Source organism: Cuneatibacter sp. NSJ-177, from assembly GCF_022867805.1.
Lineage (GTDB): Bacteria > Bacillota > Clostridia > Lachnospirales > Lachnospiraceae > Pseudolachnospira.
Window position 1 is genome coordinate 444,624 of sequence record NZ_JALIFO010000002.1, and the last position, 24,092, is coordinate 468,715.

Below are 24,092 nucleotides of genomic sequence, written 5' to 3' on the forward strand. Positions count from 1 at the left end.
TTACTCCTCCCCCATCCGTTTTTCCGCCGTCCGGCGCTCCCGGTACTGTTTCGGCGACATGCCGGTATATTTCTTAAACACACGCCCAAAGCTCTGGGCGGAATTAAAGCCGCATTTATAGCCGATCTCCGAGACATTGAGCCTCGTCTCCATCAGAAAGCGCTTGGCCTGCTCGACCCGATAATGATTCAGCCAGGAAGTCAGGCCTTCTCCGATTCCCTCAGTGAAAACGCCGCTGAGGTAAGAATAAGAGATTCCCATGGCCTCGCTGATCTCGTTTAAACGAAGCTTTCCTTCCATATAATGCTGGGCAATATATTCTTTGGCCTCCGAGACATAGCGGTTGTGGCTCTTCTTTCCATTCTCAGAAAGCAGGGTCAGCGCTCTTTGATAGAAGTCTTCCACATCCGACTTGGAGGGGGCCGGTTCCAGAAGATCGATTTTGGCCTCCCGCAGCTCTTCCTTGCTGATCCGGCAGGAAATCAGATGTTCCATCACTTCGTCCACCAGGAAACGGTAACAGGCTTCCTCGCCTTTTTCTCTGGCATGAATCTCTGTCAGCAAAAGGCGGCATTCCTCCAGGGCCGCCTCCGGATTTCCCTTTTCCGCCAAGTCGCAGATTCTCCGGGACCGCTCCGTGTAATACCGCGCCTCATAGGGCACCGACTCTTTCTCCGGCTCCTCATCCTCAGCCAAATACTGCTGATAGCGGATATTTTCCAGGGCCTCATGGTAAGAAAACGGCAGCGACATCAAGTCGTCATATACATTTCCGCGGCCAAGTTTCAGGCGGTAGGGAAGATTTCCCGCCTGCTCCTCCACCGAATCCTGTATTTTTTTACAGTTCTCCCGAATTTTCAGCACCGACACGTCTTCCGAAAAACAAAACGCAGCCGCCGCTCTCGTCGGGCTCATGGAGCAGACGCAGATCCGGTATTCCTGTCCTTCCATCTCATTTAATATTTTGAGAAGGCTTCTCTGATAGAGCTCTTTTTCCAAAATCGTCAGCTCTTCGTCCTGGGTGTATTCCAATTCTCCCACCAGGACAATGTAATAACCCGATCTCAGTTCCGGCCTTCCAATGGCTTCCAGCGTACTCAAAACCTGAGAGGTGGCGACTTCCTTTCCAATCAGGATGCTTCGGATCTGCTGCTCTAAAACATCCCCGGATATCGCCTCCATCAGCTCACGGTGCTGTTCGTTCTTATCCCAGGATTCCAGGTAGGCCAGCTCCAGGATATCCGCTTCATTCGGCGTCTTCCGATGAGTACCCGGTTTATCCCTTCGTTTCTTCGGGTTCGTGGTAATCTGGATCAGCCGGTTGATCGGCTGGTAAACGCTTTTCGTGATGTAGACGGTAAACATCTGGCTGACCACGATATAGACAAGCAAAAACGGCACGATTAAACTCAGCAGCGAGGAAACCGACGCTGTCTTCTGCCCTGTATCCGTGCGGATAAAATAATTCCATCCCAGCCGCGGCGAAATGTAGCGGTAATACTCTGCATGGGGATTCCGGCTGTCTTCCGTTGTAAAAAGAGAGGTTTTGTTCAAATCCTCCCGCTGGGGACCGGCCGCCATATAATCAAACAGCAGGGTGCCGTTTGCGTCCGTCACATAGATCGTTGTGTTATACTGGGAATTTTCCATTTGAATGATATCGTACAGAGAACTGCGGTCGATTTCATAGAAAAGTACGCCGACAAAATTAGGAAGGCAGAAGTCAGAGGCTAAAAAGATCCGGCGGTTGTACAAAAGCAGTCTCCATTCGCTGGTCTCTTCCGGGTCGCGTCCCTCCTCCCGAATCTTTAAGTAGGAGTTGACCATATCCTTATCTCCCAGCTCTTCCAGGGGAATATGGGTTCCGCTGTAAAGATAAACCTCATTATATCCAGGCAAAAAGAGATAGGACTTTCGAACCAATTCGTTTTCTTCCACCGAATCCTGAAGAATGCGAATGACCCGGTAGGCCAAATCGGCGTCCTGGGAATCCGGGCGGATCATCAGGCTGATAAAATCCTCCGACCAGAGGCTTCTCGTCATGCCTTTCGCCATCAAGTCAAACGTGAGATCTACGTTGGAACTGACTCGCTGCAGTTGGTGAAGATTTAAATTTTCTATATTCTCTTTTTGACTCTTCACTGTAATCTGGTTAAAAAACAAGCCAAATGCAAGCGCTGTCAGAAGAGATAAGCCGGTCAAAAGGCCTAATGTTTTGAAGAATAATCGCTTGTGCCGGAAAACCCGCCCCGCTTTCTCCCAGGGTTTCTCTCCTTCCATAGACATCCTCCTCTTTGGTATGGGACATTCGGGTTTTATTATATCATAAAACTTTAAGAAAATCTATTTTGGGTTTCAGTTTTTGGTCTTCCGCCTCCATCCCAGCAAGTAGCGTCCGGCTCCCGCCAGATCCGCCAGCACCCATCCGATCGGTACCGCCGCCCAAATGCCCAGCACACCGATTCCCGGCACCGCGGACAGGACGTACGCCAAGATCACGCGGGTCCCCAGCGAAATTACCGTCAGGACCACTGACATTCCCGGCATCTTAACCGCCCGGTAAAATCCATACAGCAAAAACAGCAGGCCAATGCCAAAATAAAAAGCTCCCTCAATGCGTAGATACCCTACGCCCACCGCAATAATTTCCGTTTCCTCCGGGCGCACGAAAATCTGCATCAGCGGGCGCGCAAAGACGCAGACCACGAGGCTCACCGCAGCGCTGAACACAAAAGAAGTGCACACGGCGCTGCGAATTCCTTTGGTGATCCGGTCGTGTTTTTTGGCCCCGTAATTCTGGGCAATAAATGTGGAGAACGCATTGCCGAACTCCTGCACCGGCATGTAGGCGAAAGAATCTATCTTCACCGCAGCTGCAAACGCCGCCATCACCACGGCCCCAAAGCTGTTGACAAGCCCCTGAACCAGCAAAATGCCGAAATTCATCACCGACTGCTGGATACATGTTAAAAAGGAAAGGCTTGCGATTTCTTTCAAAATCCGGGGATTCCACACCATATGGCGCCGGTTGATCTTCAGCTGCGGGAACCGTCTCCACGTATAAATCACGATCCCAAGGCCGGAGCCATACTGGGCGATCACCGTTGCGGCCGCCGCTCCTTCCACGCCCCAATGAAAACCAAGAACAAACAGAAAATCCAGAGCGATGTTCAGCCCGGCCGATATTCCAAGAAAGATCAAAGGCGTGGTGGAGTTTCCCACCGCTCTCAAAAGAGAGGCAAAATAATTGTACAGAAACGTCGCGCTGATTCCCCAAAAAATAATCCAAAGGTAGGCCCGCATCAACTCATATAGTTCCTCCGGGACCTGCAAAAGCCGGATAATCGGGTCAATGCCCAGCAGAACCAAAAGATTAATCAAAATGGATACCAGCGCAATCAGCACAAACGAATGAAAGATGCTGGCCTTTAATTTTTCCTCGTCCTGCTCCCCGAAAGAAAGGGAAAAAACAGCCCCGCTGCCCATGCAGAGCCCCAGCAGAATCGAAGTCAAAAAGGTCATTAACGTATAGGAAGAGCCGACGGCAGCCAAGGCATGGGAGCCCAAATAGCGGCCGACAATCCAGGTGTCCGCCACATTATACATCTGCTGCAGTAAGCTGCCGAGCATCATCGGCAGCGCAAACCGCAGCAGGTTTTTTGTTATATTGCCGTTCAAAAGATTTTGCTGCACAATCTAGTCTCCTTTATTCCACAGATACCTGGCAAGCGTCTCCCGCGCTGAGATCAGAGATCCCACACTTCATAGGCCGTATACCCATGATCCAAATGATACCCCAGCTTCTCCGCCAAGGCCACCGACCGCCTGTCATGGGCGTCCCAGCTTGGGTACAGCCCCCGTTTCAGGCATTCCAAGATCAGCCCCGCGCCGCAGGCGTAGGCCAGCCCCTGCCCCCGGTATTCCTCCCTGGTATCGATCTCAATTTCGATCCCCTCCCGGTACCGGGCATAGGAGGAGGCCCCGGACACCAGCAGATCCCCTTTCAAAACCGCCATTCCCAGTCCCAGATCCCGGTACCGGGCATAGCTGTTGAATTGGGAAACCAAATCCCTGCTCCAATCGTTTTCTCCACATTTTTCATACAGCTCCCGGTCAATGATCCGCATGGAATAGCCGGTTTTCAGCGAATCTGCCGCTGCCTGAAGGTGCTCCTTCGAAAATCCACCGGCTTCCTTCCGGATCGCATACCGTTCTATTTTTTTCGCGCTGCTGCCAAAGCAAGCCTCAATCAAGCGTCCCCACGCTTCATTCCCTGGCACCAGAATCCGAAACTTCGTGGAGCTTTCCGGACGGAATCGAACCAATTCCGGATCCGGCTGTCCTGCAAAAAGGCAAAAGTCTCCCAGGATTGCCGCCGCTGATTTCGGGTTCTCCGGCGCGTCCCCATAGACCGCCCCCATCACGCCCTGGAGGCAGGATAGAATCATTGCCTCCTGCCACCCTTTAAAAAGCCGTTCCGCTTTTCCCGGATCTTCCATTTTAACAATCATTCGTTTCCTCCTCTATCCCGCCCGCAGATTGGCGCTCAGCCAAATCTGCATCACGCGTTCCCTGTCTTCCAAGCGAATTTTACGAATCATGTCCTCTCCTCTTCATACAGGAGCCTGAAATGAGCGCCGTTCCACGCTTCGCTCTCCAAATATTGAATCCGGTCCGTGACCAGCCGCGGATTTTGTTCCGCTGCCAGCTCCAACAGGCCGTAGATCTCCTTCTCATCCACAAGCTGCCCCATGACCTCGGAACGGACCGAGGAGTCCGTAAAACGTATCACAAGATCCGCCTTTTCTTCCGCGGCGGCTTCTGAGAACACCTGCTGAAGCCGTTCTTTCTCATAACCGGAAAACAGCAGGTTGTTCTTCACAAAATAATTGCACGCGGTGGCGGTACACACCGGGAGTTCCCATTGGCCGTCGGGCTGGTGGGTTCGGAACAGCTCCCCCGACGTGACGCAGAAATAGCTGTAATCGATGAAGTCTTTCGGAGCTTCTGTTTCACCGGAAAAAACCGGGTCCCCCCAGGTCGGATCCAAATAGTAATAGTCGCCGTCCAGCCGGACCAAATTCCAGGCATGGCTTCCGCCTTCCGCCGTCCCGCTTACAAAGGTGCAGAAAATCCCCAAACGGTTCAAAAGATACTGGACCGTCCTCGCATAACCGGCACACACCCCTTCGCCCTTTGTGATTACGTGGTACATTGACTGGTCGTTTTGTCCCTCCTGGTAATCGGTCTGCAAAATGACCCGGTCGTACACGGCCTTTACCTTTTCATAATCCGTCCAGGAGTCCGAAATCCCGGAAAGCAGACGGTCCGCCGCAGCCTCCACTTCTTTCTTCGCGGCAGGAAGCTCCTCTTTCCCCATGGAATATTCAAAATAATAAGTAATATCCATCACAATCCCATTTAATGTGTGGGTATTCAGTCTGCTCCCCCCGGACAGCCAGAAAAACTCCGGCCAATCCATCCGCAGCGCCTCCCCGGCCCGAAGGATTTCCTCCTCCGAAACGCCCTGGGTGATCACGGACGGCTCACAGTCGGCAACTGCCGCTGCCATACGATCATATACTTCCTGCTCCCGGCTGTCTAGGACTCCTCTTGCGTAGCGGTTCTCGCCGGTTTCCAGGGCCGCCGCGGATTCTCCCGCCGCGTCGCTTCCCGCCGTCTGCCAATCCGTCCGGCTTTCCTCCCCACCCCAAAAAAGACCTTGTTCCGTGTTTCCCCGATTGCAGCCATTCAAAAAAAGTACCGCTGTCAAAAAAAGCAGGGCGGCTCTCTTTCCCCGTTTTTCTCTCAAAATCATTCTCCTCTTTGATCCACTTCCGTGTACAGCCTCGTTTGTCTCTTCTACCATCTTATCAGAAATGATTGGATTGTAAATAGCTTTTTCCCGCAGCCCCGGAGGCCTTGACCGGCAAATGCCGGCTGAATCCGGCGAAAGCCCTTGCAAAGAATGTCTCGATTTACTATACTGATATCATAATAGGTTTACAACATTTTACTGAAGCCGCTGAAAATCTCACCTGGGACCGCGCATTTCCTTCGTTTTATGTGATGGAAATGCCTCTCTGTTAAATGCTTCCATGCAAAAAGTGTCCCTTCCATGAGGTCCGCCGCACACCTCGCGTTAAGCCTTTTGCGGGAATAATCGTCGGTATAGACAAAAAGGAGTAACAAAAGATGAAGAGCTGGGCCAACCACATTCTTAAGACCACCATCTTATTTCTGACTCTGACTGCTTTCTGCGTTCCTGTACATGCGGAGGAAACGGATTCCTCCACGGTTTTGACCGTCGCTTTTCCGGAAAATACCGGAATCAATGAGGTCTATGAAGACGGTACGTATGGGGGCTGTGTCTATGACTGGCTTCACGAGATCTCGAAATATACGGGCTGGAAGTACGAATTTGTCACTGGAGATGCCAGCGAATTGTTAAACGAAATGACCGAGGGAAAATATGATCTGATGGGCGGCATGTACTATGGAGAAAATTATAAGGAATATTATTGCTACCCGAAGTATGTGATGGGTTCCAACTACTCCCTTCTGATCTACCGTCAGGACGACAATTCCATCAAAAATTTCGACCATACTACTCTCAATGGAAAGAAAATTGGCGTGTTGAAAAAAGCCACCAGCAAAATTAATCGTCTAGAAAAATTTCTAGATTTCAATAAGATCGAATGCGAGCTGGTCTATTACGAGACCATCGAAGATTATGAAGCCTGCTTAGAGAAGCAGGAAGTCGATCTCCTATACGGCAGCGACGTCTACATGAAAGATTCTTATAATGTTGCCGCCAAGATCGAAGCCGACCCTTACTACATTGTCACGTCCAGCAAAAGACCAGATTTGTGTGAACAGCTGTCCGAGGCCATGAGCGCCATCTATTCCGCAAACCCCAATTTCGCCGCCGATCTCTACAATAAATATTTTCCAAGCCAATACATCAATTCCATCGTCTTCACCGAGGAAGAGAGCCAGTTTATCCAAAACAGCAAGCCTATTTCCGTTGCGGTGTTGGAGGACCGGCATCCCCTTTATTATGAGGAGGATGGGGAAATCAAAGGGATGATCCCCGCGTGCCTGAATCTGGTTGCCGGTCGGACCGGACTTACGTTTGAATATACCGGCGCTTCCTCCTATGGAGAACTGCTGGAAATCGTTCAATCCGGCAAAGCGGATTTAATCGGATGTTTTATGAACGACGACTATTCGGCGGATTCGCTTCAGCTGGTCCGCACTGCGCGCTTTGCCGCGCTGGATTCCGTCATCCTGCGCAACAAACAGTCAAATCCCTCCTCCGGCTACCTGATGATGGCCCTGCCGTCCGGAAAGGACACGAAACCGCGCAATGAGGGGGATTCCATTCGGTATTATGAAACCTATGAGGATTGCCTTAATGCCGTAAACCGGGGGGAAACAGATTACACGCAGATTCCGGCCGCCTTTGTGGAAGACTTATACACGAAAAACTATTATGCCAATATCACGATATTAGCTGATACCAATGAGGAAGAAGAACTGACGCTGGCCCTCGCCTCCCCGGCCAATGTCTGCCTGTACTCCGTATTAAACAAAGCCATCTATAACCTGTCGGAGGATGAACTGAACAGCATTTCCTCTCAGGATTTGCTGGCCACCCGCTCCAGCGCCGTAACGGTCAAGAGCCTGCTTTACACGAACCCCGTCATGGTGATTTCCATCTGCGTAGGTTTTGTCATTCTCGTATCCGCCATCATTTTGCTGGTCAACATCTATAAGATGAAGACAAAGATGATGCGCCTGAAATTGGAGAAAGCCGAGGAAACAAGCAGGGCAAAATCGGATTTCCTGTCACGGATGTCCCATGAGATCCGCACCCCCATGAACGCGATCATCGGTTTGACCAATCTGGCCCTGATGACCGAAGAAGCCCCTCCCGTCGTCAAGGAGGACCTGCTTAAAATTGATTCCTCAGCCAAATTTCTGCTCTCTTTGCTCAACGATGTGCTGGACATGTCTAAAATCGATTGCCAAAAAATGAAATTGGAGACAGCCCCGTTTGACCTGGGCGAGACGGTTGACCAACTGAAAAATATGTTTTTGATTCAGGCGGAACAAAAAGGGGTTCGCCTTCTTTTCGACTGCCCGCCGTCCAACTCCCTATACATCGGCGATGAAATGCGGATCCACCAGATTTTAACCAACCTGCTCTCCAATGCCTGTAAATTTACGGACAAGGGAGGAAGGGTTACCCTATCCATCTCGGAGACAAGCCGGAGCGGGGACCTGGCTGGCCTTTTATTCTGCGTCAAAGATACCGGGATCGGGATCAAGGAGGAGGATCTGGAACGCGTTTTCCACTCCTTTGAGCAGTCGGAAGGCGGAAACCGGAAAGTGCCGGGCACCGGACTCGGCCTGTCCATCAGCCGAAGTCTCGTACGGTTGATGGGGGGTGATCTCCAGGTAAAAAGCACTGCTGGAGAAGGCTCCGAATTTTATTTCACCATCCAGCTTCCCATGTACCGGGGAACTTGGGAAAAGAAACCATCTCTCACCGAAAATGAACTGCCGGAATTGAATGGGCTTAAGGTTCTTCTGGCAGAAGATAACGAAATCAACGCAGAAATCGCCATGGAGCTCCTTGCACTGCAAAATATCCAGGTAGAATGGGCGGAAAATGGACAGCAGGCCGTTGATCTTTTTGCCAGCCATCCCGCCGGGTATTATGACTTAATCCTTATGGACGTCAATATGCCGGTCAAGGATGGTTTGACCGCCACAAGGGAAATCCGCGCCATGGACCGCCCTGATGCAGACGCAGTCCCGATTCTAGCCATGACCGCCAATACCTTCCAGGAAGACCGGGAACAGGCATCGAATGCCGGAATGACAGGGTTCCTTCCCAAGCCGTTCGATGTGGAACAGTTGTACCGCGTCCTGTGGGAATCGGTGGGGCAGAAAGAATAGCTCTCATGGCCCAAAAGGCTCCCGCAATTCCTGTTCCCCGAAATAAGCCCGCGCTATTTGATCCAGCTGTCCGGCGATCTCCCGGAAATCCCGGTTCAAATCCAAGGTCCTGGCGCTGATCCGATTGCCGCCGAAGGAAAACTCGCAGTCCGGGGCGATGGCTTCCTCTGTTTTCGCATAGAGCAGCAGGCCGGATACCCGGCCGGTATTCTCTGCATCCCGATTTTTCACGTAGGTAAAGATCTGATACAGGTGGCCGGAATGCAGTTTATGGTTTCCGTACTGCGACTGCATGGTGTGAGAATAATATTTGGTATCCACGATCAGCACCTGTTCTTTATACCGCAGGGTAATATCAGTCTGCATCACGGGCAGAAACCGGATCATGCTCTCATCTGCCCTGTCATCCAGATTCCAGGGAATCTGCGCGCGCTTCACTTCGTCCAGATACGGATGGTGGCGGCGGAAATATTCCAGCACAAACCGCTCGAACAGCTGCTCCATATGTTTTTCAGTGAAAGAAGCGATTTTGTACCGGCCTTGCTCCGCCGCCGGGAGAAGGCCGTCCAGGACAAAATAGCAAATATGGATCAGCATCCGGTAGTTCTGATTGTTCCGCTGGAAACGGAGCTGATCCCAGCGGATCTTGGCCGGATCAATCCGGTCTACGCCATCCAAGTACAAAAGCACCTTTTTCAGCTCTGCTTTATGTTTTTGTTTTACCGCCGGTTCCTTCAGCAGGATCCAGACAGCTGTCTTTAGGATCTGGTTCCACTGATTATTCTCGGACAGCTCGTCAAACTCGCAGGCAAGCCGAGGCTTGCCCTGCCAGTGATTTTGTATGGTTCCATATAGATTCAGCTTCCCCTTAAGCGCCGGCAAATCCTTCTGCCGCACAGCATACTCCCGATAGAGTCCCTGCTTAACCTGGCGGGCAATGCCCTTTGCGAGAATTGCCGCAAACAAATCCGCCGTCTGGTCAAACTCTTCCGCCGCCACTTCCTCGAAATCCGACTGCCTCAGCACCTGAAACGCGTAGGTCAGCATATAGTAAATATTCTTAATCCAGATCCCTTTGTCTTTAATCATGGAAAACACCGCTCAGCGTATTCTTCCACTGCTGCAGTTTCTCCGGTTCGTCAAACCAATATTCCTCCAGCATCGGAAAAATATCATAGAAGACAACCTCCCTCATCCATTCTTCCGTACATTCGCTTTGTCCGCAAAAGTAGCTGTGTCCGATGCAAAACCCCTTTCCCAGAGAACGGTCCGCCGTGATTTCTCTGTTCAGCGCATCAATCCTTTGGATCAAAACGTCGAACATCTCACTGTCCAGCTTCTCCCGGTAGGTCTGAAACCCTTCCGAGTGAAAACCTGGTTCCAGCTCGAAAAAACCGAACCTCCTGCGCAGAGCGTAATCAATCATGGCCAGACTGCGGTCCGCTGTGTTCATCATACCGATCAGGTACAAATTTTCCGGGACGCTGAAAGGCGTGCCGCTGTAAGCCAACGTCGCTTTGGTCCCGCGGTAATCCTTTTCGATCAGCATCAGCAGTTCACCGAAAATCTTGCTCAGATTGCCGCGGTTGATCTCATCAATGATAAAAAAGTAATCTTTTTCCGGGTGGTTGGCCGCCTGCACGCAGAACCTGTAAAAGATGCCGTTGGTCAACTGAAATCCATCCGCCTGGGGCCGGTATCCCATGACAAAATCCTCATAGGAGTAATTTTGATGAAACTGGATGAATTCGATCCGCGAATCGTCCTTCTCCCCCATCATGGCATAGGCCAGGCGTTTCGCCGCAAAGGTCTTTCCCACGCCCGGAGCCCCTTGGAGAATCAGGTTTTTCTTGTGCCGCAGCAAGGAAACCAACGTGTTGAAAGAATCCGGCGGCAGATAGACTTCCGATAAAAAGGCACTTCTGTCATACAGTTCCTTTTCCTTTGCCGCCGAAGAGACCGGATTGCTCTCACGGATCAGGTCCAGAATAAAATCGTATTCCCCTTTGGTAATCCGGAACAGGCTCCCCTGGGAATTGGTGAAATACTCCATTCGTTCCAGCTCCGGGCAGCTCTTTAAGACCTGATAATCCACCGGGGATGTCAAACTCTCCACCTTTTTGAAATAAAGATTCTTTCCGTCGTTTTCCTGCGCGATGACAGCGAGCGCCACCACCTGCTTGACCGGGTAGGATTCATAGCCGATCACCAGGTCCCCGGCTTTTGCATTCAAGAAATTCTGAAAGATTCGCCGCTTATTTCCATTGTCATTGTATAAGGTATAGCTCTGCACATCCCCGACGGCAAGACCGGCAAAACTCCAGATCTTCGGATTCGCGTTCAGCCACCAATAGCCCCGGACATCGTGGGAATCCTCCAGGAGCGCGGGAAGCGTCAGGCCAAAATAGGGCTGCAAGATCAACGCTTCCCATTGTGCCCGGTCGCCTTCCCGCACCTCGATGCAGGTAGAATTGTCATTGGGCGTCCACCACTTTTGCGCGCCCGTGTAGGGAGATGTGTCTTTTGATTTTGCAATCAGCGTATATTCCCGTTGATACCATCCGCCCTGTTTTTCCGGATTTTCCGTCGCCTCATCCGAAGAAATCCTGCCCAGCAGCTGAATGCTGTTTCCGTAGCAAAGATAAAAATAGTCGCCCTTTTTCATGGACAGCATAAAACTGTCGCCCTGGCTCACCTTGCAGGTCCCTTTGGGCTTTGTGTCCTTATTCACCACAATCACTCGCTTTTCTTCGAGCGCCCGAAGTTCGCTGTCAGAGAAGAAATCCGGACCATGGCTGATCTTCCAGAACGCCGGCTCCGTTCCCGCATAGAGAGAAATGTCGGACAGGTCGGTCTGATCCAGCGCAGCGTTCAATTCCTCACGCAGTTTCCAGATGAAACTGCCCTGTATTTCTCCATCGGCTTTTTTCCCCATATATAATATCGGCCACCATCTCGTATTTCCTTCCGCATCCTGCATCAAGGGGCAGCCGGTCTTGTCCGCGACTCTCTTCGCCAGAAAGGCGGATCCGGTCTTGTAAAAATTCTTGTCCTTGCCGTATTTGACCGCAAGCTGGGAACAGGTGGCCTTTCCCCCGTAATCCTTCAACCGTTTCATGATCTCCAGACTGCTGACAGAAAACACTGCATCGTCGGACAGCAGCTTTTTCCATTGATCCACGGAAAGATTGGGGCTGTAATCCGCCGGAAACCACTCTCCGGCATCGCCGGAGGTTTCCCTGGAATAAAACCGGCTGATAAAAAATCCAACGTCGATAGTCATGGTCTTTCTCTCGGTATCCGGGTCCATGGCGCCGGTGACCACGTTTCGGAACATTTGATCCAGCGCGGGATCCTTTATCAGCTCCTCGCAGATCTCATCGTAGAGCTGAAATCCTCGGATCATATTGGCGGCGGACAGCTCCTTTTTCGGGATAAAATCGCTTTCCAGCTGTTTCGCTACGGCGAGGCACTCGGAATACTTGTATATGTAATACCGGTCGGGATAGCGCAGCCACAAGTAGGTGCTGATGGCATTGGTATTCTGATAGTGCTGTTTCCAATGGCCGTCGTCATATTTTATACGGAGACGGTCGGACTCGGACTGGAACCAGTCGACGCGGCTGCTTAAGCTTTTTGTCTCATCATACAGGTTCTGAAACATGGACCGGACCGCTTCCGGATCGGCTTTTGCGAAATTCAGGATCATGGTCCTGGGGTAGAAATATCCGGATGTCAGAAGATTGTCGGTTTTCTCGGTGGCAGTTTCCAGCATAGACGCAAAATTGGGAGCCGAAAGATCCCAGTGGGACTGGAAGTGTTTAACCGCCTCCCACTTATACTTTTCTTTGACCCAGTGGCCGGGAAAATATTCTTTGTATGCTGTGATCACGGCGGATAAGGCTTCTGAATTGATCATGGCGTGTCCTCCTAAGTGGTTTGATGGAAAGCGCAGATGGCTGGTAAAATTATACCATATATTTCAGTATTTGACTCTTTTCCATTACAAATTCCGTTAGAAATGTATTCTTGCTCCCCGGATTCAAACCGCCGGAGCTCCATCCTTGGCCGCCGCAGCCGGCTTTCACACGCCACTGTCAGACATCCTTTCTGACCCTGAAAAATCATAGCACAGCGGCAATTTTCTGTGGTATGCTATGAAAAAGGAACCAATCAATCCGCAAAATAGGAGGAGCCATGACTGTATTAGAATTCGGAAAAAAGCTTAGAGAAATGTATGAGATCAAAGGGGCAAACAAGGTCGCTATGGTCCATCTTTTCGGGATCATCTATGCCGACCAGATGAATAAGGCCGGAATTAAACCGCTTGAGGTAGCGATAGCCGCTCAGATCTCGGAATCTTATTGGACGGAGATCAATAAGGGCAAAAATCTGGCTCGGTATGTGGAGTTAAAACCGGAATATGCCGGGAAATTTTAAGGGGATGGGATTTTAGATCCAGGGAATTGGGGAACCGGGTGGGCCATCGGGAATTCCATTTGCAGCAGCGATCCTGGATTTGATAGAAAAAGCACGGGTCGTATCCACGCGGACAACGGGGAGTCCGCCTTCTTTTATGGATTGGAAAATGTCAGCGACTGCCGGGAGTCAAAACCCATCTTCTTAAATTCCGAACAGAGGAAATCGATCCGGATCGGAGTGATTTTAATACAATACATGGTATGGGACAGTTTTCTCAAATTCTCGGCTGGAATCTTTTTATTGGCGAGCACGCCCAAATACGCCTCTGACCACGGCTCCACCATCTCCGCCGTGCCCATCACCTGCATACCGGCCAACGCATGAAAACCGCTGTATCCGTCAAACTTTCTCACACCGCTCCGTTATCATTGAAACTCCGTTGTACCACATGCCCGAAGGAAGTTCTTAATATTCTCTTTTTCCCGCTTTACATCCGCATTTCCGCGCCCCATCCTGTCACAAAATCCGAACAAGGCAGCCTCTCTGATATCGACCCGGCGTTTCATTTCCTTTAACTGCGCATGCTTTCCTCCCTTTGTCACAAACAGGATCTGCATGTGATAACGCACCAGCCCGCAGACCTTTTCAATCAACATTTTTTCCGCCTGAACTGCTTCCAGGAACTCCCGTGCCAGCTTTTCGCCAACCAAATTATGATTGTAGGAGGTAATCCTTCCCTTTCGGTATTGGGTGGCCGCCGGTTTTCCGATATCATGGAGCAGGGCCGCCCACATGAATGCCCGCGGGGCGCTGCTGCGAGTCCGATATTTTGCCGCGGTGTCCACCACCATCATCGTGTGAATCCATACGCTGCCTTCGGGGTGGTATTGGGGGGATTGTTTCGTTTCTTTCATCCGGCTCAGCATCTCAAACGGATACCGGCAAAACATCTCGGATTCTCCCGCCCTCTCCAGGTATTCTGATGGCTTTTCATCCAGAAGCAGATGATTTTCGATCTCCTGAAAGAATTCTTCCGGGTTCATATTTCTTCCTCCCGCGCTGAAATCGAACCGATCCATTTGGTATCGGCCCCATGTCTGCTTATAATACAAAATTGAAAACGTTTTGGGCTGAGAGATCGGATTCTCTCTGGTTTCAAAACTGGTTTTCTTCCTTTCCTATTATTTCTAAATCAGAGGAAAATTATCACTTCATTCCTTATATCCAAGCTGCAAAAGTCTGCAGTAAGACTGCATTACCCCTTCTCTCGTTCCACACTCGATTGCACAAGTAAAAGCTCGTCCTCTCAATGAATAGAAAATACGATCCACCGGGACATTGCCGCAGCCCAGTCCAAGGTGCGAATCCCGGCTGCCGGAATTGTCATGAAGATGCAAATGGGTGATATAGTTTCCCAGGTTCTCCGTCCAGTCACAGATCGGGGCTTCGGAAAAACAGTTGGCGTGTCCGGCATCAAAGCACAGCCGAAAATTGGGCATTCCCACCTTTTCCACGACCTCTTTCAAAGGTTCCCATTTCCGGTCAAAAACATTCTCTAGTACAATCTCCATTTCTTTTTTGTTTTGAAGAAATTCCCGGTAAAATTCGGCTACCCGATCCGCCCAGCCGATCAATAAATAAGCGTCCGGATACAGGCAAGTATGATACACGATCTTCCGGGCCCCCAGCTCGCAGGCCGCGATGTATGCCTGTTCGTACCGCATCTTTGTCACCCGGTAGATTTCTTTGTCAAATGCCATGGGATTCAAATCTAAAAAGGGCCCATGAATGGTCAGTTTCTCCGTTCCCATCATCTGAAGGCGTTTTTTGTAGGAACGAATGCTTTCTGACAAATGATCCAGATTTTCCGATACAGAAAATTCAATACTTTCTACTCCTGCTCCGGTTTTTTCTATTACGTCTCTCATCTCTTCGTCCGGGAGCAGATGGCTGATATATATCATTGGGCTACCTTTCTTCATGGAAACATCGCATTTTAATGTAATCATACCACTGTCACGATCACTTTTAAAGTCTCCCTTTTAACTGCCGCCTCCCTTTGCCTCCCTGGGGTAGATTTTTCTGGACAAACCAGGGGTCCCGTGATATATTGAAAGAAATTCGGGGACGCTTCCTGCCTCCATAGGCCAGCTTGGCGGAGTCCGGATGTTTTGACAAATGAATTTGTTTTATCGTGCCTGCCGGCAGCGGGAATCAGGTGAAAATCCTGAACGATGAGGTCACTGTAAGGGGATTGATTATCCTTCAAGTCAGGTTACCTGCCGATAGGCGGAATGAAGCTTCCGTTCAAAGCAAATCATTCTGAGAGAAATTGGCCAGACAGGTTTACTCACCGGAGGTGCGCCTGTCTTTTTTATTTGTTCCGGGAACAGGAGGAGGGAATATGACAGAAAACAAGAACGGTTCTAAGGGGCTGATCATCGGCTTGATTGCCTTGGCAGTAATATGCGGGGCAGGATGGCTCCTCAACTACTATGTTATGCCGAAAGGCGAAGAAGGCGCCAAAACAATTCAGGTCCAGGTCGTGCACAGTGACCAGAGCGCGAAGGATTTGGAGTATCACACAGACGCCGCTTATCTCGGTGAAGTTTTGAAAGCAGAAAAGCTTGTGGAAGGGGAGGAAGGCCAGTACGGCATGTTTATCACGACTGTGGACGGCGAGACAGCCGATGCTTCCCGGCAGCAATGGTGGTGTCTCACCAAGGGCGGCGAATCCGTCAACACTTCCGCGGACCAGACTCCGATCGCGGACGGTGACGTATTTGAATTGACATTGACGGAAGGTTATTGATTCCTGGTTTGGAAGAAGGGATTATATGAAGACAAAAGACCTGGTGATCCTTGCCATGCTGACCGGTATTATTTTTGCCGCGCAGGTGGGCATGGCGTATCTGCCTAATATTGAAGTCGTGACTTTGCTCGTGATCCTCTATACGCAGATTTATAAGAAAAAAGTATTTTTCATCATCTATGCTTTCGTGGGCCTGGAAGGTATTTTCTATGGATTCGGAATTTGGTGGCTGAATTACCTTTATATCTGGCCCTTATTGGCGCTCCTGGTCTTGCTGCTGGGAAAAAAGAACACTTCCCCGCTTTTTTGGGCAATTATCTCCGGCGCTTATGGGCTGAGCTTCGGCATGCTCTGCGCGATTCCTTATTTTTTTGCTGGCGGCGTGGGCGCTGGGATTGCTTACTGGATCGCCGGAATCCCCTATGATATTGCTCACTGTATTGGAAATGTTGTGCTATGCCTGCTTTTGTACCGCCCTCTCCATTATGCGATGACACGGATGGTGAGGACCGCTTCGGGGGAGAAGGATGCGTTAAGCCAGACGTAGGCTTCCTGACGGTGGATTTTAAGGGGGACATTGTTACGCCCCCGTATGGTCTTATTGTGATTTCACGTTGTTTTCGCTAATATCTACGGAAAGATATCCGATTCGCTCTGAGCGCCTCATTCAGGTTTTCTATTCATTCAGCTTTTATCCCAGACATACTGTTCTTTTAGTACCCTGATTTCCTCTGCATGTCCCTTTAAATCCGTCGGCGTTTCTAAAATAAACGACAGTTGATATAGGCAGGGATGATTGATAATCGTTCGGATGGTATCCTCACCTATTTTTCCATTTCCAATAAGCGTATGCCTATCTTTATGGCTTGCCCTATCGTTCATGCTGTCATTTATGTGGAATGCTTTTAAATATTTCAGGCCAATGATACGGTCGAATTGCTCCAGGACTTCATCCAAATGATTCACAATATCGTATCCCGAATCCCACATATGACAGGCATCCATGCAGATTCCTATTTTATCCTTCTGCTCTACCCTGTCCAATATATTCTTTAGCTCCTCGAAACGCTGCCCGACTTCGCTTCCTTTTCCAGACATGGTTTCCAGCAAAACTGTTGTCTGCATATCCGGAAACATAACGTGATTGAGCGCTTCTGCGATCTGACCGACCGCACAGCCCACCGACTGTTTTAACCGATTGCCCGGATGAAGGTTATAAAAATTCCCTGGCATAAATTCCATCCGCTTCAAATCCTCATCCAACATCTGCACAGAAAGTTCCCTTAGATGCCGGCTGGATGAACAAAGATTCAAGGTATATGGCGCATGCGCCAGAAAAGGGGTGAAACTGTGCTTTCTTAGGATATCCCGGAATGCCTCGAATTCATCTTGTTTGATTTCTTTCGCCCTGGCTCCTCGTGGATTGCGGATGAAGAGCTGAAACGTATTCGCTCCGATCTGGATCGCATTTTTTGCCAACGCTGTGTAGCCCTTTGCTACGGATAAATGAGTGCCTATTTTTAGTTGTGCTTTGGTTTCCGAAGAGGATCCGGCTGTTGAATTGTTTGTCATGGGGTTATTGTTTGTATTTGGTGATATATTATGTGGGGTGGATGGTAGATGCGGTAAGTAGTTTAGGAAACTGGCGCAGATTACGCTTGCTTTATTGTTAAATTGAGGGGTACCTGCTACGATATGGCGAAGGTGTACCAGTCGATAATTTTGTCCTGTCATTTGAACCATATTTCAATATTATAGAAATGATTTAGATATACTATTGACTATTTCCGATAGCGATAGTAACTTTATAATAAAAACAATTTAGATAGTGTCAAGTGATGTATGAAAAAAACGAGTCAAAAAAACAGGCTCAAATGAACCTTGAAAACTGCAAATATTGATAGTTGAAAGCTCTCCGAGGGTATAGGGCAGAGCCCGAACCCACCCTCGCCGGAAGTCAGGAAAAGGGCGCAGCTGCCCCTTTTCTGCTGAACAGGATAATCCGTGTACCTCATGTCAAATGACTTTAACGGCATAGCAGAACTCCGTTCCATTATTCCACGGTTCACCTGACAACGGTTCCGCTCCGTTATGCTGATGCCTGGTTTTGAAGATTCAGGATCGTCTGTTGTCCGAGGAAAATGAGAAGCTGCCACTTGCCAGGCATGTTATCGGCTCCGTTCAGCATCTCAACCTCATTCAATCCTTTATATCCGGCATATTTATGTGGCCGGAGAGAGTTATAATAGGCAACCCAGAGAGCCAGGTCATAGTTGGCGCCGTTGATGTTATCAAAACCGTTCGTAGGCCTGTAAGAAGCCTTATAGGTACGGTTCAGCCGTTCGATCATCTGATTGAACGGACGAAACTCTTTGGATACTTCATTGTCGTTGGTAAGTCCAATCACCTGAGTATTCTCAAACTTGAATTTTTTGCCAAACTCGTGGAAGAACTGCTGGGCGGCGAGAGGGTAGGCGATATAACCTTCAAGTGGCGGAAAGCCATTCTCATGGCGAGAATGCAGAGGCCGACCCCGCGGTTGAAAGATACCCGATAGCCGATGATAGAGCGTTTTGCAGCATCCATGATGAACCAGATATAAGTCTTGATACCACGGATTTTGATATAGGTTTCGTCAGCAGCAAAGACACTGCCAGAGCCGTAATCATAGTTGTCAACAAAAGGCTTAATACAGATAGCGACAGTCTTGCAGTAATTCGCTATCTGCTGATGGGAAATGGAGATGTTGTACAAATCCTTTAAGGCCTGAGAGACAGCCCGAGATTTACGTGAAGAGTCAGTCACAGGGCCATTGTGTTGGAATCAAACTTGCTGAACTTTAGGGAGGAGGCATTCTTTGGCAAAGAGTTTAGATCCATGCGAAAACAATCTATCTCAAATTCGCGGTAGATGTAGTGGAGTTTATATTTATATTTACCATAGTCTTCATTCAGATCCTTTTTATCGACTTTACGAAGATTGTGAAGGTAGTAAGGACACTTGGGGTTCACACATTTATGGATGATGAAGTGCTTGCGGTTCTTTTTGGGAACGAGGGTATTCCCACAGTGCGGGCAGCGGAGCTTGACTTAGGAAAAACGGCTTTCTTCGGGAGAGAATCGGGTATCACAGACCTTGCAGAGAAGCTGTCCTTTGTAACCGTTGTTCTTGTAAGGATAAGGTGCAAAAAACAATAGTCTTCACGCCTCACCACACAACAACGATCCAACCTCACAAAATTATTATTTAACGCTCTTCTGCAACAGGACAATTCTTCCCAGATGCGGTGAAAGTTATCTTTAATGCTACATGGCAAAAGGTTCGGCTCTTTATTTATAATAAATTAACTGATTTGGAATATCCCCCCTCTTTCCCCTTTGGTTTTCCCCCCTGGTAAGAATTTCACTCCTTTTGCCCCACCTTAAATATCGAATATATGTGCTTTATTATCCTACCAATAAATCTTTTATCCATTTAAGTGCCACCAGTACTTCCTTCCAGGCGCAAGGCATTTTCACAATTATAAACTTCACCCAGAAATGTCAGAATGTATAAAATTCACTAAAATAATTGCAGCATTGATATGTACAAGAACTCATTGATCCTGTTTTCGAAAAGGCCACAAGCAGGAAGTACAGGCGTTTGGTGTAACCACCAAAGAGCTTCTTGCAATAGCTGGCTGGAGCAGGAATGGTAGTTACGAAATGACTACAAAGGAAGGCACCGCACCCTATTGGAAGCGTCTATATGGCCTTCTTGAATCTTCTAACTTGAACGCCATGGTGGTCAATACCCACCATATGGAATCCTTTTCCCTACAGACAGGCATATTTCCTCGTGGATCGTGTTACGCTCCGGCGATAATAAAAATGCTAATAACGGAAGTTCGGTAAGGCCAGAAACGGAAACTTCTTGCTGCAGACCGCTCTGATTACCTGCGTCCACGCAGCTGTAAAGAATAAAAATTCATACTTACATGTGCAGTCTATAAGGATCAGTACCTCTCGTGGAAATAAACTCACGTATGTTAAGACTATCCCTTCAATGTTCATTGCCATTTATCATGTCCTCAAATACGGAGTAGTTTTCAAAGATCTTGGTGCTGATTATTACATCCAGTTTAACAAGGAATGCATAATCAATTATTGTAAATCATTACCTTTTATTTGATTGCAATATCTATGTAACAACTGCGCATTTTTGAGATCAGTAGATCCACCTTTAGAAAAAGGAATAACATGATCTATTTCGCAATCATTCATATTTAAAATTTCATTTCCACAATAGCCACATTTACATCCTTTATAAAAGAGCTGGTTTCTCACATTGTCTGTAAAAAATCTATTTCCTTTCTCCATTCCACTTTTACCAACTACCGTTATTAACAGACTCCATATTCTACTAATTCTTCCAAAAACCTTTTTTCTCGAATTTGTTCCCGCATAAACATTGTTTTTATAATTTTCATCAAACATTTTCACTTTTTCTATCGCACTCCTAATTGCATCTGCATGATTTATCAAATCACATTTTTCATAAAAAGAGAACGGAATCATAATAGAATCATAAACCGCACCGTTAAATTTTTTCCTGCCTTTTTCTTCATAAGCAAAAAAAGCTGTATTCCCTAAAATCATTTTTACAGTATCAATAGTGCTGTTAAACAAAAGCTTTGCTTTTTGTATTTCAGAATCATTATCATTCTGATGAATAGACATATATTTATTCATAGCATTTACATAAGTATCATCAAGAATCATTGATTCTCTTAAAACAAAGAACCTTAATATTCTTTCCTCATATATACTTCTATTGTCTTTATCGTGAAATAATTCAATCAGCTGACTATTTTTTAAAACAATTTCTTTTAGCATATTATTAAAGCTGCCTCGATAAATACAATTACGCAATTCTTGTGGTTTTAGTGATACTGCACCTAAATTAAGCCTGGAGAAAATTTCATACTTTAAATCTTGAGATTCTCTTCCCAGACAAATAGTCTTCAGACAACTTACATTTAACTTACGTTGTATATTTTTATCCAAATTTTTAAAATATTTGTCATTTAACATGCTTAGTTGAGATAAACCAATTAACGAATACTAATTCTTTAGAAATTTTACAAATGACGTTATCCGTTGTTGCCCATCAATCACTGAATATACGCCGTCGTCTTCTTCACATAAATATATTATTGGAATGGGTATTCCTAATAAAACCGATTCTATTAAACTAGATGCGCGTTTAGTATCATAAATATATTTGCGTTGATAGTCCGGATCTGTAATAATATCATTTGCATCATACATTTCTTTTAGCTGTGATAATGACAATTCTTTCGACTCTGTGTGAATAGTGACTCCATTATATGTATTCATTTATCTATTAGTTCTCCTTAACTATCATTACTTAATCATCAATTCGTATGCCAATTGTTCTCACTGAATTCATAATTTTAGATTTACTTTTTTGGTGTTATATTAATATAACACCTCACCACATGCTTTGCATTGTATACAATTCTTTATTATTTTCATAGCGGTTTCTCCCGTCCTTTATCGAATCCCTATATTCCTATTTCCGACGCAATTCGACACAAACCTCGCAATGTGTTGAGGGTGTGAAAAAGATTCCCGAAAGGCGTGATTAGACCTTGGCGAAAAATCCGGCACACATAAAAACCTTTCCTTTTGTAACCGGCGATAACTCAAAACTTATCTATATCTACCTTTACACTTTCTCATTCTGCGTAAAAAGGTAAATAACAGAAACTATTTCCCTTATGCATATATGGCAATCGGAATTACGATTACAGCAGGACCTGAAATCTTCGTCTTTAATTCTGGCAAGTTAAACTGTTTAGTATCATCCGTATTAAAGCCTGCAAACATTTCGTTCAACATTTCCTCGGGCAAAACTGACAGCGTTGTTTTTCTCAAAAGATCAATATTTTCAGTCTGATTCTTACAAATTGCAATAACCTTACCTAATACCCTAAAACGCCCTCCAAGAATTTCCGAAATATTATCATTAGATAAATACTGTTCCTGTGCAGAAAGGACTACAGTTCCTTTTTCATCTGTCAGTATAAAGTCAATAGTCCCTGTATGTTTTAACTCATCAGCAAAAGATTTAATTTGCCGTACCGTTTCACTCTCCTGCTGTTTTTGATTCTTTGCCTGATTCTTACCACCTAGCTGGGGTTTTTCAGTAAAAATATCTGCCATACGAAAAACATCAACAAATATGTCCATGTAATTTATCAACGGATTCTTTTGAAGTTCTCCTTCAACTTCAATGAAATCACCAATTCGCATTTTTGAAACATCAAAGTCTAAATTCAAAATTTTTTCATTAAGCAAAAAGCTGCGAAATTTAGAAAGCAATGATACGTTAGTATGAACCTTTTCTTTCTCAACGCTTTCATTCTCACCATTATTTCCGCTATGGGCCAATTCTCCAGATATATTAATTTTAAGCAGTTTGCTTAAAATAGTAGCGGATGTTGATACACCACCCTCCAACCTCTGTGAAGAATTATTTTCTTTATGCTCCGTATAATTTACCTGACTGACCATAGAAAAGCCATCTTCCATAATGGCAAGCATATCTAAAACAATTTTTTCATTAATATAGGCAGGAACAATGAGGTGTTCCAATTTAACATTATTATACATTTCATTATCCTTTCTTTATATGTTTTTGTAATTCTACTTTATTTTCGACACAATTTCACACAAACCTCACAATATGTTGAGGCTGTGATACGGATTTTCCGAAAGGCACAGTTTGTCCTTGACGAAGCCATTATAATTTCTTATAAAATAGATACTTGGCCTTTTTAGCACATATCTATCATATCCTTTACCGCCTTATCAAAATCTGATTCAATAGGTTGCGTTCTATTAAAAATTTCGTACTCTTCATGTGCCTTTTCAATTGCCTGTTTATGTGATATCCGTCCATTATCCTTAAGAATCTTATATTGCCTGAATTCAAGAAATGCATTAACACTCCTTTCAAATTCAGCCATAGTGAATACATTTTCCCGTTCAATCAAATCTTCGATATAGTCAAAATATCCTGTAACAGCACGTTCCAACTGTCGAATTTGCTTCTCATCAAGATAATTTTTTGCAATTACCACATCTGATTTTAATACCCTGCCATCCGGAGCATTTTTCCATGTTGTCAGTCCCATATGTTCTTTATTATGATCAGCAGTCTTATATACAATCTCTGCTGCCGTATGATTTGTGATAGCATAATGAAACTTGTTTTGTATAGTGGCATAAAAGTGATAAGCGACTTCTGAATCTTTCGTATAATCAATACTGCATTCGGCAAATATATCAGTAATTTGCTGCCATATTCTACGTTCGCTTGCCCGAATGGAGCGAACTCTTTCAAGTAGTTCTCTAAAATAATCTTTACCGAAGGCGGCGCGCCCCTGCTTTAGTCTCTCGTCATCAAGTACAAATCCCTTTTGCATGTACTCTTTTAGAACCTTAGTAGCCCATATTCGGAACTGCGTAGCTTTTTTAGAATTTACTCTATATCCAACAGAAACAATCGCATCAAGATTATAAAAATTAGTCTCCGAAGTCTGTGTTTTCCCCTCAATCGCACCGTGCTGGGTGGTTATTTCCATTTTGGAAATAACCACTTCTTCAGCCAATTCACCATCCGCAAAAATATTTTTTAGATGCTTACTAATTGCGGGGACTTGAACGCCAAATAATTCTGCCATCGTCTTTTGGGTGACCCACAGAGTTTCATCCTTTATATATGCATTTACAGATACATCTCCGTCTTCAGAATTATACAGCACCATTTCCATCTGCTTTGGAAAATCATCCATAATAATCTTCCCTCCCTTCATACAGTAATC

18 protein-coding genes, 1 pseudogene and 1 riboswitch are annotated in these 24,092 nt (G+C 46.7%); of the genes and pseudogenes, 4 read left to right on the forward strand and 15 right to left on the reverse strand.

Annotation, left to right across the window (positions count from 1 at the left end; genetic code table 11):
- The 4 genes from MUB23_RS06100 to MUB23_RS06115 form a co-directional block, all read right to left on the reverse strand.
- The gene (locus tag MUB23_RS06100) at positions 1-2,280 is read right to left on the reverse strand and encodes a helix-turn-helix domain-containing protein (RefSeq protein ID WP_244799454.1); all 2,280 of its coding nucleotides are present in this window, start codon (positions 2,278-2,280) and stop codon (positions 1-3) included.
- Positions 2,281-2,355: 75 nt separating this feature from the next.
- Positions 2,356-3,693 carry an MATE family efflux transporter gene (locus tag MUB23_RS06105; RefSeq protein WP_244799455.1) on the reverse strand — a complete coding sequence of 446 codons (1,338 nt, stop codon included), beginning with the start codon at positions 3,691-3,693 and terminating at the stop codon, positions 2,356-2,358.
- A gap of 53 nt (positions 3,694-3,746) precedes the next feature.
- The gene (locus MUB23_RS06110) at positions 3,747-4,511 is read right to left on the reverse strand and encodes a GNAT family N-acetyltransferase (protein WP_244799456.1); all 765 of its coding nucleotides are present in this window, start codon (positions 4,509-4,511) and stop codon (positions 3,747-3,749) included.
- Positions 4,512-4,597: 86 nt separating this feature from the next.
- Positions 4,598-5,812 carry a transglutaminase domain-containing protein gene (locus MUB23_RS06115; protein WP_244799458.1) on the reverse strand — a complete coding sequence of 405 codons (1,215 nt, stop codon included), beginning with the start codon at positions 5,810-5,812 and terminating at the stop codon, positions 4,598-4,600.
- A 383-nt stretch (positions 5,813-6,195) separates the two neighbouring features.
- Here MUB23_RS06115 and MUB23_RS06120 point away from each other — a divergent pair, with 383 nt between their 5' ends.
- Positions 6,196-8,967, forward strand: a complete 2,772-nt coding sequence (locus MUB23_RS06120) for an ATP-binding protein (RefSeq protein ID WP_244799459.1) — start codon at positions 6,196-6,198, stop codon at positions 8,965-8,967.
- A 3-nt stretch (positions 8,968-8,970) separates the two neighbouring features.
- Here the strand turns inward: MUB23_RS06120 and mcrC are convergent, their stop codons facing one another.
- Positions 8,971-10,056, reverse strand: coding sequence for a 5-methylcytosine-specific restriction endonuclease system specificity protein McrC (gene mcrC / locus MUB23_RS06125; protein ID WP_244799460.1), 1,086 nt, complete (start codon positions 10,054-10,056; stop codon positions 8,971-8,973).
- The gene (locus tag MUB23_RS06130; RefSeq protein WP_244799462.1) at positions 10,049-12,886 is read right to left on the reverse strand and encodes an AAA family ATPase; all 2,838 of its coding nucleotides are present in this window, start codon (positions 12,884-12,886) and stop codon (positions 10,049-10,051) included. The genes mcrC and MUB23_RS06130 overlap by 8 nt, the downstream gene beginning before the upstream one ends.
- Positions 12,887-13,164: 278 nt before the next feature.
- Between MUB23_RS06130 and MUB23_RS06135 the strand changes: the two genes are divergently transcribed.
- A complete protein-coding gene (locus tag MUB23_RS06135) occupies positions 13,165-13,407 on the forward strand; it encodes an HTH-like domain-containing protein (protein ID WP_244799463.1) in 243 nt (80 codons plus the stop codon).
- A gap of 134 nt (positions 13,408-13,541) precedes the next feature.
- Here the strand turns inward: MUB23_RS06135 and MUB23_RS06140 are convergent, their stop codons facing one another.
- The 3 genes from MUB23_RS06140 to MUB23_RS06150 form a co-directional block, all read right to left on the reverse strand.
- Positions 13,542-13,802 (reverse strand): hypothetical protein, encoded by a 261-nt coding sequence (locus MUB23_RS06140; protein WP_244799464.1) that lies wholly within the window; start codon positions 13,800-13,802, stop codon positions 13,542-13,544.
- 12 nt (positions 13,803-13,814) lie between these two features.
- Positions 13,815-14,432: an HDIG domain-containing metalloprotein gene (locus tag MUB23_RS06145; protein WP_244799466.1), complete on the reverse strand. Its 618-nt coding sequence runs from the start codon at positions 14,430-14,432 to the stop codon at positions 13,815-13,817.
- Between the two features lie 168 nt (positions 14,433-14,600).
- A complete protein-coding gene (locus MUB23_RS06150; protein WP_244799467.1) occupies positions 14,601-15,353 on the reverse strand; it encodes a sugar phosphate isomerase/epimerase family protein in 753 nt (250 codons plus the stop codon).
- Between the two features lie 219 nt (positions 15,354-15,572).
- Positions 15,573-15,715, forward strand: a riboswitch (adenosylcobalamin (AdoCbl) riboswitch).
- Between the two features lie 78 nt (positions 15,716-15,793).
- On the opposite strand from MUB23_RS06150, the gene MUB23_RS06155 reads away from it, so the two are divergent.
- Positions 15,794-16,201: a DUF4430 domain-containing protein gene (locus MUB23_RS06155; protein WP_244799469.1), complete on the forward strand. Its 408-nt coding sequence runs from the start codon at positions 15,794-15,796 to the stop codon at positions 16,199-16,201.
- A gap of 25 nt (positions 16,202-16,226) precedes the next feature.
- Entirely contained in the window at positions 16,227-16,748 is a 522-nt protein-coding gene (locus MUB23_RS06160) for a hypothetical protein (RefSeq protein WP_244799471.1), read from the forward strand.
- 137 nt (positions 16,749-16,885) lie between these two features.
- On the opposite strand, the gene MUB23_RS06165 is transcribed toward MUB23_RS06160, so the two are convergent.
- From MUB23_RS06165 to MUB23_RS06190, 6 genes and pseudogenes are all read right to left on the reverse strand, one after another.
- Positions 16,886-17,944, reverse strand: coding sequence for a deoxyribonuclease IV (locus MUB23_RS06165; RefSeq protein WP_330641801.1), 1,059 nt, complete (start codon positions 17,942-17,944; stop codon positions 16,886-16,888).
- Positions 17,945-18,290: 346 nt separating this feature from the next.
- Positions 18,291-19,380, reverse strand: a pseudogene (locus MUB23_RS19980) (integrase core domain-containing protein); the annotation flags it as partial.
- Between the two features lie 963 nt (positions 19,381-20,343).
- Complete coding sequence (locus tag MUB23_RS06175; RefSeq protein WP_244799472.1) at positions 20,344-21,273, reverse strand: HNH endonuclease; 930 nt, start codon at positions 21,271-21,273, stop codon at positions 20,344-20,346.
- A 30-nt stretch (positions 21,274-21,303) separates the two neighbouring features.
- On the reverse strand, positions 21,304-21,579 hold the full coding sequence (locus MUB23_RS06180) for a DUF262 domain-containing protein (RefSeq protein WP_244799473.1): 276 nt from the start codon (positions 21,577-21,579) through the stop codon (positions 21,304-21,306).
- Positions 21,580-21,981: 402 nt separating this feature from the next.
- Entirely contained in the window at positions 21,982-22,878 is an 897-nt protein-coding gene (locus MUB23_RS06185) for a DUF6414 family protein (RefSeq protein WP_244799475.1), read from the reverse strand.
- 164 nt (positions 22,879-23,042) lie between these two features.
- Positions 23,043-24,062 (reverse strand): virulence RhuM family protein, encoded by a 1,020-nt coding sequence (locus MUB23_RS06190; protein WP_244799477.1) that lies wholly within the window; start codon positions 24,060-24,062, stop codon positions 23,043-23,045.
- Positions 24,063-24,092: the final 30 nt, after the last annotated feature.

Excerpts from the sequence above, each read along its gene's own strand:
- MUB23_RS06180 (WP_244799473.1), bottom strand. The coding sequence starts at position 21,579 with ATGAATACATATAATGGAGTCACTATTCACACAGAGTCGAAAGAATTG.
- MUB23_RS06130 (WP_244799462.1), bottom strand. The coding sequence starts at position 12,886 with ATGATCAATTCAGAAGCCTTATCCGCCGTGATCACAGCATACAAAGAA.
- MUB23_RS06185 (WP_244799475.1), bottom strand. The coding sequence starts at position 22,878 with ATGTATAATAATGTTAAATTGGAACACCTCATTGTTCCTGCCTATATT.
- MUB23_RS06145 (WP_244799466.1), bottom strand. The coding sequence starts at position 14,432 with ATGAACCCGGAAGAATTCTTTCAGGAGATCGAAAATCATCTGCTTCTG.
- MUB23_RS06100 (WP_244799454.1), bottom strand. The coding sequence starts at position 2,280 with ATGGAAGGAGAGAAACCCTGGGAGAAAGCGGGGCGGGTTTTCCGGCAC.
- MUB23_RS06110 (WP_244799456.1), bottom strand. The coding sequence starts at position 4,511 with ATGATTGTTAAAATGGAAGATCCGGGAAAAGCGGAACGGCTTTTTAAA.
- MUB23_RS06160 (WP_244799471.1), top strand. The coding sequence starts at position 16,227 with ATGAAGACAAAAGACCTGGTGATCCTTGCCATGCTGACCGGTATTATT.
- MUB23_RS06120 (WP_244799459.1), top strand. The coding sequence starts at position 6,196 with ATGAAGAGCTGGGCCAACCACATTCTTAAGACCACCATCTTATTTCTG.
- MUB23_RS06155 (WP_244799469.1), top strand. The coding sequence starts at position 15,794 with ATGACAGAAAACAAGAACGGTTCTAAGGGGCTGATCATCGGCTTGATT.
- MUB23_RS06165 (WP_330641801.1), bottom strand. The coding sequence starts at position 17,944 with ATGGTTCAAATGACAGGACAAAATTATCGACTGGTACACCTTCGCCAT.
- MUB23_RS06175 (WP_244799472.1), bottom strand. The coding sequence starts at position 21,273 with ATGTTAAATGACAAATATTTTAAAAATTTGGATAAAAATATACAACGT.
- MUB23_RS06135 (WP_244799463.1), top strand. The coding sequence starts at position 13,165 with ATGACTGTATTAGAATTCGGAAAAAAGCTTAGAGAAATGTATGAGATC.
- MUB23_RS06190 (WP_244799477.1), bottom strand. The coding sequence starts at position 24,062 with ATGGATGATTTTCCAAAGCAGATGGAAATGGTGCTGTATAATTCTGAA.
- mcrC (WP_244799460.1), bottom strand. The coding sequence starts at position 10,056 with ATGATTAAAGACAAAGGGATCTGGATTAAGAATATTTACTATATGCTG.
- MUB23_RS06150 (WP_244799467.1), bottom strand. The coding sequence starts at position 15,353 with ATGATATATATCAGCCATCTGCTCCCGGACGAAGAGATGAGAGACGTA.